Origin of the sequence: Flagellimonas onchidii, assembly GCF_004804315.1 — a bacterium.
GTDB lineage: Bacteria > Bacteroidota > Bacteroidia > Flavobacteriales > Flavobacteriaceae > Flagellimonas > Flagellimonas onchidii.
Window position 1 is genome coordinate 211013 of record NZ_SRXX01000003.1, and the last position, 14418, is coordinate 225430.

The window sequence follows — 14418 nt, forward strand, 5'->3', positions numbered from 1 at the left end:
TAATAGAAAAGATGAGAGTGAAATTGGGTAAAATGGAAAATCGGTTTTTGTGCGTCATTGGGTTTTTGTTTTATGGCTGTATCGAACCATTTGAAACCTCTTTTGTGGATTTTGAGAGTGCATTGGTTATCGATGGCACAATCACAAATGAGTTGAAACAGCAAGAGGTTTTTCTTTCAAGAACGTATGAGTTTGAAGATGATGGCCCTACTGCGGAATCTACTGCCGACGTGAGTGTCAGTGATGGAGAGGGCAACACTTACACTTTTCAACACATAGCTAATGGACTATATCGTTCTGAACAAGCTTTTGCCGCCCAATCTGGTAGAAATTATGAACTTTCGGTAATTACACAGGATGGAAGGAATTACGGTTCAGACCCCACCCAATTGACTGCGACTACTTCCATAGATGAGATAAGTGTAGAACGAATTACAGACGACCAAGGTCAAGATGGGGTGGCCATTTTGGTAGATAGTTTTGATCCAACAGGGAATGCCAAGAATTATAGATATGAGTTTATCGAAACATACCGGGTAATTTCCCCAACTTGGAATCCAATATCTCTTGAACCAGCGCCCGAACCAGGATGTGAAGTAATCAAAGTCCCCAACACTACGGATGAACAAATATGTTATCCAACTAGCTTTTCCAATAACATCATTCTCACTTCAACCGAAGATTTGGAAGAAGATAGAGTAAGTAATTTCATGGTACGTTTCATAAACAGGAACAACTATATCATGTCTCATAGATACAGTATTTTGGTAAGGCAGTTGGTACAATCGAATGAAGCATATGCCTTTTTTGAAACACTCAATGAACTTTCAGGTTCGGAAAGTCTTTTTTCTGAGACCCAGCCTGGATTTTTGCAAGGAAACGTGTTTTCCAAAGAAGATAGTAATGAGAGGGTACTTGGCTTTTTTGACGTAGCCTCAGTTTCGGAAAAAAGAATATTTTTCAATTACGATGACCTTTATCCGGGAGAGCCTTTACCTCCATATCTTGATCCCTGCAGACCAAGCTCACCGCCACTGATTAATATGGGTGGACGTTGTGTGTTAAGACCTTTGATTGAAAATGGAGCGGGAATTTATTTCGCAGATAATGGAGAACAAGGAGATAATGAGGGGCCCTATCTTGTAGTTCCTAGGGTTTGCGGAGATTGTAAAGAACTAGGACCAACGGAGGTTCCTGATTTTTGGATAGAATGATTTGTTGTGGTAGCTGATATGAAGAAAAAACTGGCCATTTTAGCCATTTTGGTATTTGGTGGATGTATCGAACCTTTTGAAGCCACTTTTGTGGATTTTGAAAGTGCTTTGGTTATTGAAGCTACCATTAATGAACTTAAACAACAAAGGATAATGCTTACAAGAACCTATATGTTTGAGGAAGACGGACCTGCACCGGTAACGAATGCCTCGGTGTCTATTGTGGACACCGATGGAAATACATATTCTTTTGGACATGTGCAGAATGGCATATATCTTTCCAATCAACCCTTTGCCGCTCAACTAGGTAGGTCATATGAGCTTTCCGTAGTCTCAGAAGGTAAAAACTATGGGTCTAACTCAGTTGAATTTTCGCAGGGAACAGAAATTGAACAGGTTACTGCAGAACGTATCACAAATGATGATGGAGTGGACGGTATGGCTATTTTGGTGAATAGTTTTGATCCAGCCGGTAACTCCAAAAACTATAGATATGAGTACGAGGAAACCTATCGTGTAATTGCACCAAAATGGTACCCAACCATGTTGATTGGCGATCCAGAACCAAATAGTGGATGTAATGTGCTAAAAGTTCCGAACAACATTAATGAGCAGGTGTGTTATCCTACTGACCTTTCCAATACCATCATTTTAACGTCTACGGATGATTTGGTAGAGGATAGGGTGAGCAATTTTATGGTACGGTTTGTACCAAGGAACAATTACATTATATCACACCGATATAGCATTTTGGTACGGCAATATATCCAATCGAATGAGGCGTATACTTTTTTTGAAAGACTTGACGAGCTTTCCAGTTCGGAAAGTTTGCTGTCGCAAATACAGCCTGGATTTTTACAAGGAAACGTGTTTTCCAGAGATGATTCTCGAGAAAGGGTCCTCGGCTTTTTTGATGTAAGTAGTGTTTCGGAACAACGCATTTTTTTTAATTATGATGATTTTTATCATGGAGAGTCCCTACCTCCTTACGTGGACCCGTGTAAGGAGAGTGCACCGGTTATAGCAAATATGGGAGGTTGTGTTTTGCGCCCCATAATTGAAGTTAGGGCAGGGGTGTATGTTGGAGACAATGGATCCGAAGACCCTAATGAAGGACCATATCGTATAACCACAAGAGTCTGTGGAGATTGTAGTGCTTTAGGTCCTTCTGAAATCCCTGATTTTTGGATGGAATGAAAAGCTGGATAAACAAATATGAAAAAGAAATTGCGATTTTGGGTATTTGCGTCTTTAGTGGATGTATAGAACCTTTTAATACAGAATTTGTTGATTTCGAAGATGCCTTTGTGGTTGATGCGACAATCACCGACGAAATGATAAGACAGGAAATAAACTTGACGAGAACCTATAGATTTAATGATGACGGACCCTTAGAAGAGTCTGGAGCCTCTGTCATTGTAATGGATAACAAAGGCAACAGATATAATTTTGAGGAAACTGAAGGCGGAGTTTATCGTTCAACCGTAGCTTTTGCAGCAGCTAAGGATACAGAATATCAGTTGATGATAACATCGGCTTCGGGAAAACAATATAATTCCTCTTCCATGACTCTTCCTGTATCCAATCCTATAGATAGCCTTTATGCCAAGAGGATTACGAACGATTTAGGGGAAGATGGAATTGGTATATTCATCGATACGTCCAATCCAGACCAAAGCATAAATTTTTATAGATATGAATACGAGGAAACCTATAAAGTGATTGCTCCCAGATGGAATACAAAAGAACTTGAAGTGATAGAAGGTGAGCTTCCCATTATCGTAATAGGTCCAAGATCTGATGGAGAACGTGTATGCTATCCTACAAACAAATCGAACAACTTCATACTGGTTGATACGGAGGAACTGGAAACTGGAAAAGTGTCAAATTTTTTAGTTCGTTTTGTTAATAGTGATGATTACATTCTATCATATCGATACAGCATCTTGGTAAGGCAATTTATCCATACCCAAAAAGCTTATGATTTTTTGAAGACCTTAAACGAGTTTTCAGCCAGTGAAAGCCTGTTTTCTGAGACTCAACCTGGTTTTTTAGAGGGGAACATCTCATCCGTAGAAAACTCTAATGAAAAGGTTTTGGGGTATTTTGACGTGGCATCGGTAACCGAAAAACGTATTTTCTTTAATTATGAAGATTTTTTCTTGGATGAGCCCTTGCCCAAATATATAGACCCGTGTCATGAAAGCGCTCCGCTCAATGGATTGCTTGATTTGATTCGATGGGATTTAATAAAATATATAAAAGATAATGAAGGGGAATTCCCGGGTGGAGGACCATATATTACAGTACCACAAGTATGTGGGGATTGTACTATTTTAGGGCCATCGGAGGTCCCTGATTTTTGGATTGAATAAGACTAAATTATGAGAAAAAATAGTGTTGTTTTTGTATTGTTTTTACTAAACTTTATGCTTGTCTTGGGGCAATCAGCCAGAACGGAAAAGCAAAGTTCCTTTGTCAATATGCCTAAAGAGAGCATTTATGTGCATCTCAATGAGTCTTTACTGTTTACGGGAGAAAACTTTAGGTATAAACTCTATTGCATTGATAAAAAGACCAAGGAAACAAGTAAACTTAGTCAGATTGCGTACTTGAGACTTGTTGGAAAGGATGGAAATGTGGTTTTTACACATAAAGTCAGATTAAAGGATGGATCTGGATATGGTGATTTCTTTGTCCCCACTTCGGTGCCCACAGGTAGTTATAAATTGTTAGGCTACTCCGAGTGGATGAAAAACTTTGACACGACAGACTTTTTTCAATCAGACATACTTATTATTAATCCTTATCAGGTTACTTCGGAGTTCTATCTGGAACCTCAACCAGATTCCACAGATGTTGTTGGGAAAGCATCTTTTAGTTCTACTGAGGAAAGAGGTGTTACTTCAAAAAATATAAAAAGTCCGTTTTTACAGTTGCAGATGGAAAAATCTGAATTGGGAAAAAGAGAACAGGCCATTGCGCATATTTCTGCCTTGAACGATGTTGTAAAGAATGGAGATTATTCTATTTCTGTACGAAAAGTGGATTCATTGCCATCGCCAACAAAAGTTACGGCGCATAATTTCTTTGACAATTACGTATTGAGAGGACAAAACATCGGAGGCAGTGGTTTAAAAGCAGAATTTCTGCCCCAACTAAGGGGAGAAGTGATATCGGGAACTATAACCAACAAAGAAAGTGGACAACCAGTTCAAGGAAAGCGAATTTCGCTATCGCTTCCTGGTAATGAATTTTTGTTGAAAGTTGCTACCTCTGATGCCGAAGGTAGGTTTGAGTTCATTGTGAATCGCGAATATGATAATACAAACGCTTCGTTACAGATTCTTGCAGATAATTGGGAAGAATATGAAGTTACCATGGATTCCAATGATTTAAATGATTTGGATATGTCCTTTACAGATTTCAAACTCTCAAAACAAATGAAGGATTACATTCTTCAAAGAAGTATAGAAAATCAAATTGAAAATGCATTCAAAGAACAACGAAAGGATTCTACCCTACCTGCAAAACATCTACCTCCAAACTATAGAAAATACACAGCAAGCTATGATTTGGATGATTATACGCGGTTCAACAGCATAGGGGAAACTATAATTGAAGTAGTCGATCAGGTTTCCATAAGAAAATTGGCCAATGGTGAGCGTGTCTTCGAAATAAGACCAGAAGAGGGGTTTACCGATTTGAGTATGTTGCCTATGGTGTTCGTAGATGGGCTTTTTATAAAAAGGCATGAAGATTTTATGGATTTTAGTGCAAAAAAAATCAAGAGTATTGACTTTTCAAGAGATAAGATCATGTTGGGGGCACAACCTTTTCAAGGGGTATTGCTCTTTAAAACCATAGATGGTGATTTTTATAATGAATTTTATGCGCCGCACCTTCAAAACGTCGCCCTTTTTAGGCCTCAACCGCGAAAGGACTATTTTGACGAAAATTATAAAGATGTGGAGACACAGATTAGAATCCCTGATTTTAGACATCAGTTGTTGTGGGAGCCAAATCTCGATTTATCAAAAGAAAAAAATGAGATCAAGTTCTATACTTCAGATGTGCCAGGAGAGTATGAGCTAGTTGTAGAAGGGTTTACCTCAAATGGAAATCCAGTATCCGTCAAACAGAAATTTATTGTCAAATAGGGTACATATTTATATTGTTTGACAGTATTTTTTTGATACTGGAATTGCACAAAATGTGTTATTGAACAATGTCACGTAGCGGAGTCCATTTTTAGTACCTTTAACCTCATGGTCAATACTTATATAATTCATGGAATCTTAACGAGGCAAAGAATTTTTTTCCTCATTCTGTTTGTCTTTGGTTTTACTGTATCAACCAACTCATTTGCTCAAACCAAAAATGGCAAAGCCTTAAACATACTTGCCATTGGTGCACACCCAGATGATTGTGATATTAGGGCTGCGGGCTTCATCAAAAAAATTGAAAGCAAAGGGCATAACGTAAAATTTATTTCTCTTACCGATGGAAACAAGGGACATTGGAGAGACTCTGGAGAAATGCTGGCCAAAAGAAGAAAGCGTGAAATGCAACTCGCGGCTGATGTATTGGGAGTTTCCATGGAGATAATGAATAATCATGATGGAGAATTGGTAACTAGTCTTAAAAACCGAGAGGACTTGGTTCGTATAATAAGAGCGTGGAATACGGACCTTATAATCGTGCATGGTCCCAATGAACTTCATCCAGATCATAGAGCTACAAATCAATTGGTAATAGATGCAGCGTTATTGCTCAATGTTCCTAACTATTTGCCCGAAGTGGAGCATTTAAAATCACCACCCATAATCTTATATGGTGATAATTTGTACAACAGATTGCCGTTTAAACCAGAAATACTGTTGCCAATTGATGATGTTATAGATTCCAAGCTAGAAGCAACCCTTAGCCACTTTTCCCAGTTTGTGGAAGGAGGGACCAATGGCAGTAAGGAAACTATGCCAAAAACCGAGGATGAAAAACAAGCAGTCGTTGAAAACGCCAAAAAGGGGATTAAAGGATGGTTTTCAAACAATAGCAATAGATATAGGGATAAAGTTGATAAAGCTTTTGGAAGAGATGTAGAGTTTGTTGAAGCTTTTGAGATTAGTCCATACGGGAGACTGCCAAGACTAAGTGAACTAAAAAGCATATTCCCTACTGATACACATTTCAGTTCAACATTGAAATAAAATTAGTTAATTAATTGGCCAAAGGAATGCGTAGGTTGATTCTAGGAAGGCATTCATCAATTGGAAAGTGGGTATCCGTCAAATGGGGGCTTATTGTTAAAGAAGATTCATATATATTTTCAACCTAATAATATGCCTCTTTTTTATGCTTGTAAAAGTTTATGGTGGCGCTGTATTTGGCGTTGAATCTACCACAATTACTGTGGAAGTTAATGTAGATAAAGGAATTGGTTACCATCTTGTGGGATTGCCAGATAATGCCATTAAGGAAAGTAATTATCGCATTGCTGCTGCGCTTCAAAACAACGGTTATCGTGTTCCTGGCAAAAAGATTACCATTAATATGGCTCCTGCAGACCTTCGAAAAGAAGGTTCAGCCTATGACCTTACCTTGGCTCTTGGAATTCTTTCAGCTTCCAACCAAATCAAATCAAAGGATATTGAAAAATATATCATTATGGGAGAACTTTCCTTGGATGGAGAGCTACGTCCCATAAAGGGAGCATTACCAATTGCTATCAATGCTCAGAAAGAAGGGTTCAATGGTTTTATTTTACCGAAGGAAAATGCCGAAGAAGCAGCTGTTGTCGACGGTTTGGAAGTATATGGTATTGAAAATATAAGTGAGGTGATTGATTTTTTTGATAAGGAACTGCCACTTTCACCAACCAAGATTAATACGCGAGAGGAGTTTTATAAACATTTGAGCTTTCCTGAATTCGATTTTGCAGATGTAAAAGGGCAAGAGAGTATTAAGCGTTGTATGGAAATTGCCGCTGCTGGAGGACATAATATCATATTGATAGGCCCACCGGGATCTGGCAAAACCATGTTGGCCAAACGCTTGCCGTCAATTTTACCTCCGATGACATTGTACGAAGCTTTAGAAACTACCAAAATCCATAGTATCGTAGGAAATTTAAAGAATAGTGGTTTGATGAGTCAAAGGCCATTTCGAAATCCACATCATACCATTAGCAGTGCTGCTTTGGTTGGGGGCGGAAGTTATCCACAACCGGGAGAAATTTCACTTTCGCATAATGGGGTACTTTTTTTGGATGAATTGCCAGAGTTTGAAAGAAGGGTCTTGGAAGTAATGAGGCAACCTATGGAAGACCGAGAAGTTACTATTGCTAGAGCAAAATTTACTGTGACTTATCCCAGTAGTTTTATGTTGGTGGCGAGTATGAATCCAAGCCCTTCAGGTTACTTCAATGATCCAGAAGCTCCAATGACATCTTCATCCATGGAAATGCAGCGGTACCTAGGTAAAATATCAGGCCCATTATTGGATAGGATTGATATTCATATTGAGGTGACCACTGTTCCTTTTGAAAAGCTATCCGATGACAGGAAAGCTGAGTCAAGTAGTTCAATTAGAGAAAGGGTAATTGCGACAAGGGAGGTACAGACAAGAAGATTTTCAACTATAGAAACAGTGCATTACAACGCCCAGATGAATACCAAACAGATTAGACAGTTTTGCGCTTTAGATGGCTCGTCAAAAGAATTACTTCGAGTGGCAATGCAACGATTGGGACTTTCGGCCAGAGCATATGATCGGATTTTGAAGGTGGCACGGACCATTGCAGATTTGGAAGGCAGAAAAAACATTCAAGACCATCATGTTTCTGAAGCAATCCAATATCGTAGCTTAGATCGAGAGGGGTGGTTGGGATAATTCTATTTCTTTTGTATATCCTTTAGTTTAAAGGTCCAGTACTTTTTCTTGAAAAGTCCTATACAAAAGTATAAAGACATGTTTTCTGCATTAAGTTTTTCTTTGAACTTCCGAGAAGAGTTGTTGAAATATTCCGTAATGCTGTAGATGTTTTTTCTGCCTTCAGCTTTGAGTAACTCATAAGATTTGTGTCTGAGAAAAGGAGCCAAGTTCTGACCTCGATAGTTGTTCATGGTATACATGTTGAGCAAATAGGCTTCGTCAGATTCAAGTTTGAACTTTTTATCGTTGATTGTAAAATCATTGTATTCAATACACATAAATGCGGCTACATTGTCACCATCTTTGAGTGCGATACACTTTTGCCCGTTTTTTATTCCATTGATTATTTCTCCTTTGTTGGAGCGCATCCTTAATGAACTCATTGCTTTCAAATCTTGTAACCCAAGAGATTCAAATTTATAGCGCGTACTGTTATCTCTAACCTCAGGAATACTATAATCAGCTGTTCCTTCGCGAACCCAGTAATATAAATCTAGGTCGATTCCGGTTCTGGTCAAAAGATTGCGCAGGCTATACAAAACCAGACCATTTTTAAAACGGTTTCTAATTAGCGCGAGGGTATAGTTTTTGCTTTGCTTTTCTAGGGGTATCTCAATTTTTTAAGTCGTCAAAAGCTTTACCCGGTGTCATTCCAAACGATTTTCTGAACTCTGAAGAAGAAAGTACTTCTCTTTCATTTGCTTGTGCAATGGTATGTATCCTTTGGATAGTTCATTTTCAATTGGGAATTTCCAATTCCTGCCAAACTCCAATAGGAATTATCAGGCAAATCATTGATCATAATACCTGCATTGAGTAAGTTGGCCTGCGCACAGGCGATATTACCAAGTATTAGATTGAAATAATAAGGAGGTTTAATTAAGCCTTTTTTAGCTAAATATTTAGCATAATTTATCATTCCAATATCAAATGCCTCCAATTCAGGAACTATTCCTTTTTCCAACATAATCTTCGCAAGTCCTTGAATCATGTCAGGGGAGTTTGCGCTTGCTGTGGCATTGAAATTTAAGGAACTCAATGTCAAGCTTCCCATATCCGGTTTTAGACTGTTTTCAAGAAATAGAGGGTCGGCTCGTTTTTCAAATTCGGGAAAATCTCGACCACTTAGCGAAACACAGATGACCAATTCAGGGTCGTGCTTCCGAATCCCTTCAATTATTTGGGCATAAATCTCCCTTTTATATGTAGGTTTTCCGTTAATAGGATTTCTTGCATGCAAGTGGACCAAAGTAATTCCTATTTCAGAAACCTCTAGTGTGTTTTCGACGATTTCTGAAACAGAGATGGGGACATAAGGTGTCATTTCCTTTGTAGGAATCATCCCCGTAGGAGTGAAATTGATGATAAGATTTTCCAACCTTTTTTCATTTTGATATCATCAATGTAAATCTTTTATAAAAATACAGGGTATTAATTTGGATGGATTTCAATTTTTTTGGTTGAATGACTACAAAATGCATTCTTACCAGGGAAGATTTAAGAATATATTTTTTTTAAGCCATTGGTAATCAATGTGAAAATAAAAAATCCAATTTCTTTCCATTCTATCAAAAAATAAGTTAAATCCTACATTTATCATGTTTTTTTTGCATTCAATATTATAATTTTGCGCCCATTTTTATAGAATTGAGCTATGCAATGTGTGGAACTGAACCCCATAGGAAACTTTGATCCCTGGACACCAGAAATGATTGATGAACTTCTTCATCAAGGAATAAAAGAATCACTCGGGGAACGTTTAGTGTTCGAGAATGACAATGTTAAACTTTGGGATATCATGCTGGAGCCTGGCGAAAGAATCCCATTTAGAAAACAAAACTCCAATTATAACTGGGTTTGTCTTACCGGAGGTCTTGCGTTGACCCGTTATGGTAATGGTAAAATCAGTATGATCAAATTAGAACCCGGAGATACAGAATATTGTGAATTCAAAGGGAAAAATTACGTGAACGACCTTGAAAATATTGGTGAAAGAACCATTGCAATACACATACTGGAATACAAGGAATCTAATTTGAACAAAAAGCTTTTGTACTCAGACTAAATGGCCTTAATATTTGCCTTTAGACCACTGATGATTCCCAGAATGTTTTGAACTGTATCTTCTAGATAATATTTAACGGCTAAGTGTGGGATTCTTATTGTCGTAAACCCGTTTTTAAATGAGTGCATGGCCTCTTCAAGATCGTTGATGGCTTGTTCATGGGTAATCATGTTATAATCCTTGTCAATTTCGATATTGAGTTTTACCCTTGAAATGGCAATGTCAACAGACTTTTTACCATCCCACCATTCCAACATTGGATGAGCTCCCGCTTCTTTTAGGGCATAAAACAGTTGTATCGCCTCTAGCGGGGTATCATTGTTCAGGATTATTTGTTTGATAAGCCGGCTATGTCGTTCACATAAGGCGACGCCTAAAGATTCCATAGATGCATCATACTGCTCACGGCTGATTTTTTTTTCACAATCTTTACAAGTCATGAGTATTAGGTCAAGTTTTGGTCAATATTTGATTTGGGACTATTATAACTTTAACAATTACATATTCGTATAAATAGTCGATGTAAAACACACCACTTTTAGATGAAATACATTTTTTTAGATGAAATGCATGAATTCTAACAAAACAAGTTAACTTTCGTGTGGTGAAAAGCTAAAAAATATATGTTTAAAAAAATTGGCCCTGGCGTGTTGGTGGCCGCTGCCTTTGTTGGTCCAGGAACCATTACAGTTTGTACTTTGGCTGGAGCTGATTTTGGATATGCGCTGCTGTGGGCGGTTATGCTGTCCATTTTGGCCACGATTGCGTTGCAGGAAATGGCTGGTCGGATCGGAGTGGTAGCCCAAACAGGTTTGGTAGATGTCATTAAATCCCAACTCACACAACCCTGGATCAGAAATATTATAATAGGTATTGTGTTGGCTGCTATCCTGATAGGAAATGCAGCATATGAGGGAGGTAATATCGGAGGTGCCACACTTGGACTACAGGGTTTGTTCGGTGAAGGGTCTTTGAGTCAATTTTACCCATTGTTGATTGGTTCAATAGCTTTTGTACTATTATGGTTCAGTGGTTACAAGACGCTTGAAAAAGTATTTGTGGCATTGGTAGGGATTATGGGGGTAAGTTTTGTGATAGCTGCTTTTATGACCAAGCCAGATGTAACAGAAATTATCAAGGGTATGTTTGTACCCACTTTACCCAGTGAAAGTTTACTTACTGTTATAGCCTTGGTGGGTACAACAGTGGTACCTTATAATTTGTTTTTACATGCTTCATTGACAAAAGAAAAATGGTCCTCAGAATCGTCATTGAAAGATGCAAGATGGGATACCATAGTTTTCATTACTTTAGGTGGTCTTGTTTCTATGGCCATTTTGATAACGGCAGCCGCTGCGCAAATTCAAAATGTTGAAGGTGTAATGGACATGGCTATTGGGTTAAAACCTTTATTTGGAAGCCTCTCCTTATACTTTTTGGGAATAGGTCTACTTGCAGCAGGAGTTACCTCCGCTATCACTGCTCCTTTGGCTGCAGCTTTTGTGGCCAGCAGCTGTTTTGGTTGGGATAATGGAATGAAAAATAAGAAATTCAAATTGGTATGGGCAATCGTTTTGACCCTTGGTGTTCTCTTTTTGTCCTTTGATATCACACCTATTCAGATTATTCAGTTTGCTCAGATTGCGAATGGTATTTTATTGCCGGTAATGGCCATCTTACTGCTTTGGGTTGTCAATAAAAAGAAGGTGATGGGGAAGCATATCAATTCAAAAGCTCAGAACATTGTTGGTTTTTTTATTGTTGGATTCTCCATTTTTCTTGGGGTGAAAAGTATTTTGAAGGTGATAGGATTGTTTTAAACGGGCTATGAATACAATTGATATTAACTGTGATGTAGGTGAGGGTGTAGGAAATGAGGAGCAATTGATGCCTCTCATAAATTCTTGTAACATAGCCTCTGGCGGTCATGCTGGAGATGTACATACCATGCTCGAAGTTGTACGATTGGCCAAGCAACATAAGGTCAAAATAGGAGCACACCCTTCGTATCCAGATAGACTGAATTTCGGAAGAAAACCGATGTCAATTTCCATGCCGGAACTTCAAAAAAGTTTGAAGGATCAACTTCAGGCATTTCAATCTATTGTACATTCAGAAAACACCAAAATCCATCACATAAAGGCCCATGGAGCTTTGTACAATCAAATTGCAAGGGATGAAGCTTTGGCCGAAGTTTATTTGGAAGCCTTACAGGATTATCAAAATAGGACATTTTTGTATGTACCATATAGATCAGCGATAGCTAAAATCGCACTAAGAAAAGGGTTCAGTGTTCGCTATGAGGCGTTTGGAGATAGAAATTATAACCCTGATTTAAGTTTAGTTTCCAGGCAGTTGGAAAATGCTTTGATACATGCCCCCGAAAGGGTACTGCAGCACCTTTTACCCATTATAAAGGAAAATAGAGTTTTTACGGTTTCCGAAAAATATACAGAAATCAAGGCCGATACGGTTTGCATACATGGAGATACCTCTTCCGCATTACAAATATTGATGTATCTTTCCCAAGAATTACCCAAGCATGGGGTACAACTAGCCTAGTGAAAGATTATTCCATATCCATTCAACCTTTTGGTGAACGAGCAATTCTAATAGAATGGCCAAAAGAAGTGAGTGAATCAATTCTAAGGGATATTTTGACTTTCAGGGATAGTTTTAACAAACTTCGTCAGCCAGGTTGGGAAATGTCGATAGCCTATAATTCAATAACCCTGGTTAACAATCAAGAAGATGTGGATTTTGAAGAGGTCGAAAAGCAGATTTTGGACTGCTATGTATCAAAAAATGCTGGACAATTAAAAGAACAGCGTTTTCTTTGGCATATTCCTGTTTGCTATGAAGCCGAATTCGGAATTGATCTCAAGGATGTAGCTAAGGAACTCAAATTATCTCCTGAAGAACTGATTGGATTGCATACTTCACACGAATACCTAGTGTATGGAATAGGATTTTTACCAGGCTTTATGTACTTGGGTGGACTACCGAAAACTTTGGAAATTCCACGACGAAAAGAACCAAGACTTGCGGTAGCTAAGGGAGCTGTAGGACTTGCAGGAAAACAGACAGGTATTTATCCACAGGATTCACCAGGGGGGTGGAATATAATCGGTAACTGCCCAATTCCCATTTTCGATTCCAGCAAAGAAAAACCCTGTTTTGTAAACGTTGGTGATAAAATCCAATTTTATCAGATATCCAAAGCAGCCTACGACCTGCATAAAATTGAAGCTGAAGTAGGAATTTTTAAACTAGAAAAAACTCCTTTAGATGCTTAAAGTCTTGAAATCTGGTTTTTTTCTGTCGGTTCAGGATTTAGGGCGTTTAGGCCATCGCCACGTTGGGGTTCCTATTTCAGGTGTATTGGATACCATTGCGGTAAAAAGAGCCAATAAAATGCTGGAAAACGATCCTAGTGATTCAGTTTTGGAAATTACGATGACAGGGCCAACCCTGTTGTTTGAGGCAGATACCTATATATGTTTAGCAGGGGCTCAGATGTCGGCAACCTTGAACAATAAACCCATAGAAAATTATCAGGTAATCAAGGTGTCCAAAGGTGATATTTTATCTTATGGAAGATTGGAAAATGGTTTTCGAAATTATTTGGCCGTAAAGGGAGGTTTCAGAACCTCTGAGGTTTTGGGCAGTAGGTCACAATATTTCCCGATTACCCCATCAAAATGTATTGCTGATGGAGAGGAAATACCTTTTGATGAAATCAAAGCATTTGATCCCAGTTTGACCGAGGTTAAAATGAAGAAGTATTTTGAAACTGGAACTTTGGAAGTGCATAAAGGGCCCGAGTTTTCCATATTGACAGATAGGCAACTTGGTGAAGTTTTTTCGAAAACATTTACAGTGTCAAAAGCGAATAATCGGATGGCCTATCAACTTTCTGAATTGATAGAAGGGCACAAACATTCTATGCTTACTTCTGGAACTCTTCCAGGTACAGTGCAATTTACACCAGCAGGAAGATTGATTATCTTAATGAAGGATGGACAGACCACTGGAGGTTACCCACGTATTTTACAACTTTCAGAAGAGTCCATTTGTGTTTTGGCACAGAAAAAATTTGGAGATTTCCTTTCGTTTAAGTTGTTATAACCTTTACGCTTCTTCTTATTCATCCATACTTTACTTAAACGATTAAGCAGGTTACTGATATCATATACCACAATTGTT

14 protein-coding genes are annotated in these 14418 nt (G+C 38.3%); 11 read left to right on the forward strand and 3 right to left on the reverse strand.

Features of this window, described 5'->3' with window-relative positions:
* The first annotated feature begins 11 nt into the window (after positions 1-11).
* The 6 genes from E4661_RS04845 to E4661_RS04870 all read left to right on the forward strand — a co-directional run bounded on the left by E4661_RS04845 (position 12) and on the right by E4661_RS04870 (position 8105).
* Positions 12-1214, forward strand: coding sequence for a DUF4249 domain-containing protein (locus E4661_RS04845; RefSeq protein ID WP_136465695.1), 1203 nt, complete (start codon positions 12-14; stop codon positions 1212-1214).
* Positions 1215-1232: 18 nt separating this feature from the next.
* Positions 1233-2411 (forward strand): DUF4249 domain-containing protein, encoded by a 1179-nt coding sequence (locus E4661_RS04850; protein ID WP_136465696.1) that lies wholly within the window; start codon positions 1233-1235, stop codon positions 2409-2411.
* Positions 2408-3589, forward strand: coding sequence for a DUF4249 domain-containing protein (locus E4661_RS04855; protein ID WP_136465697.1), 1182 nt, complete (start codon positions 2408-2410; stop codon positions 3587-3589). Before E4661_RS04850 ends, E4661_RS04855 begins: the two co-directional genes overlap by 4 nt.
* Before the next feature lie 9 nt (positions 3590-3598).
* On the forward strand, positions 3599-5374 hold the full coding sequence (locus E4661_RS04860; RefSeq protein ID WP_136465698.1) for a carboxypeptidase-like regulatory domain-containing protein: 1776 nt from the start codon (positions 3599-3601) through the stop codon (positions 5372-5374).
* Between the two features lie 108 nt (positions 5375-5482).
* Positions 5483-6424 (forward strand): PIG-L deacetylase family protein, encoded by a 942-nt coding sequence (locus E4661_RS04865; protein WP_136465699.1) that lies wholly within the window; start codon positions 5483-5485, stop codon positions 6422-6424.
* Between the two features lie 145 nt (positions 6425-6569).
* A complete protein-coding gene (locus E4661_RS04870; RefSeq protein ID WP_136465700.1) occupies positions 6570-8105 on the forward strand; it encodes a YifB family Mg chelatase-like AAA ATPase in 1536 nt (511 codons plus the stop codon).
* Positions 8106-8107: 2 nt separating this feature from the next.
* Here the strand turns inward: E4661_RS04870 and E4661_RS04875 are convergent, their stop codons facing one another.
* Both E4661_RS04875 and E4661_RS04880 read right to left on the reverse strand, forming a co-directional pair.
* A complete protein-coding gene (locus E4661_RS04875) occupies positions 8108-8686 on the reverse strand; it encodes a GNAT family N-acetyltransferase (protein WP_136465701.1) in 579 nt (192 codons plus the stop codon).
* 155 nt (positions 8687-8841) lie between these two features.
* Complete coding sequence (locus tag E4661_RS04880; protein WP_205728922.1) at positions 8842-9525, reverse strand: beta-keto acid cleavage family enzyme; 684 nt, start codon at positions 9523-9525, stop codon at positions 8842-8844.
* 276 nt (positions 9526-9801) lie between these two features.
* On the opposite strand from E4661_RS04880, the gene E4661_RS04885 reads away from it, so the two are divergent.
* Positions 9802-10212, forward strand: coding sequence for a hypothetical protein (locus E4661_RS04885; RefSeq protein WP_136465702.1), 411 nt, complete (start codon positions 9802-9804; stop codon positions 10210-10212).
* On the opposite strand, the gene E4661_RS04890 is transcribed toward E4661_RS04885, so the two are convergent.
* Positions 10209-10652 carry a hypothetical protein gene (locus tag E4661_RS04890; RefSeq protein WP_136465703.1) on the reverse strand — a complete coding sequence of 148 codons (444 nt, stop codon included), beginning with the start codon at positions 10650-10652 and terminating at the stop codon, positions 10209-10211. The two genes, E4661_RS04885 and E4661_RS04890, sit on opposite strands and share 4 nt — an antisense overlap.
* Before the next feature lie 183 nt (positions 10653-10835).
* Here E4661_RS04890 and E4661_RS04895 point away from each other — a divergent pair, with 183 nt between their 5' ends.
* Genes E4661_RS04895 through E4661_RS04910 form a run of 4 tightly spaced genes read left to right on the forward strand, consistent with a single transcriptional unit; the run spans position 10836 to position 14340 of the window.
* Positions 10836-12032, forward strand: a complete 1197-nt coding sequence (locus E4661_RS04895; RefSeq protein WP_136465704.1) for an Nramp family divalent metal transporter — start codon at positions 10836-10838, stop codon at positions 12030-12032.
* 7 nt (positions 12033-12039) lie between these two features.
* Positions 12040-12774, forward strand: a complete 735-nt coding sequence (pxpA, locus tag E4661_RS04900; protein WP_136465705.1) for a 5-oxoprolinase subunit PxpA — start codon at positions 12040-12042, stop codon at positions 12772-12774.
* Complete coding sequence (gene pxpB / locus E4661_RS04905) at positions 12774-13508, forward strand: 5-oxoprolinase subunit PxpB (protein WP_136465706.1); 735 nt, start codon at positions 12774-12776, stop codon at positions 13506-13508. The genes pxpA and pxpB overlap by 1 nt, the downstream gene beginning before the upstream one ends.
* Positions 13501-14340: a 5-oxoprolinase subunit C family protein gene (locus E4661_RS04910; protein ID WP_136465707.1), complete on the forward strand. Its 840-nt coding sequence runs from the start codon at positions 13501-13503 to the stop codon at positions 14338-14340. Before pxpB ends, E4661_RS04910 begins: the two co-directional genes overlap by 8 nt.
* Positions 14341-14418: the final 78 nt, after the last annotated feature.

Bases quoted from the DNA above. Each gene is read 5' to 3' on its own strand.
- E4661_RS04845 (WP_136465695.1), top strand. From the start codon at position 12: ATGAGAGTGAAATTGGGTAAAATGGAAAATCGGTTTTTGTGCGTCATT.
- E4661_RS04850 (WP_136465696.1), top strand. From the start codon at position 1,233: ATGAAGAAAAAACTGGCCATTTTAGCCATTTTGGTATTTGGTGGATGT.
- E4661_RS04855 (WP_136465697.1), top strand. From the start codon at position 2,408: ATGAAAAGCTGGATAAACAAATATGAAAAAGAAATTGCGATTTTGGGT.
- E4661_RS04860 (WP_136465698.1), top strand. From the start codon at position 3,599: ATGAGAAAAAATAGTGTTGTTTTTGTATTGTTTTTACTAAACTTTATG.
- E4661_RS04865 (WP_136465699.1), top strand. From the start codon at position 5,483: ATGGTCAATACTTATATAATTCATGGAATCTTAACGAGGCAAAGAATT.
- E4661_RS04870 (WP_136465700.1), top strand. From the start codon at position 6,570: ATGCTTGTAAAAGTTTATGGTGGCGCTGTATTTGGCGTTGAATCTACC.
- E4661_RS04885 (WP_136465702.1), top strand. From the start codon at position 9,802: ATGCAATGTGTGGAACTGAACCCCATAGGAAACTTTGATCCCTGGACA.
- E4661_RS04890 (WP_136465703.1), bottom strand. From the start codon at position 10,652: ATGACTTGTAAAGATTGTGAAAAAAAAATCAGCCGTGAGCAGTATGAT.
- E4661_RS04895 (WP_136465704.1), top strand. From the start codon at position 10,836: ATGTTTAAAAAAATTGGCCCTGGCGTGTTGGTGGCCGCTGCCTTTGTT.
- pxpA (WP_136465705.1), top strand. From the start codon at position 12,040: ATGAATACAATTGATATTAACTGTGATGTAGGTGAGGGTGTAGGAAAT.
- E4661_RS04910 (WP_136465707.1), top strand. From the start codon at position 13,501: ATGCTTAAAGTCTTGAAATCTGGTTTTTTTCTGTCGGTTCAGGATTTA.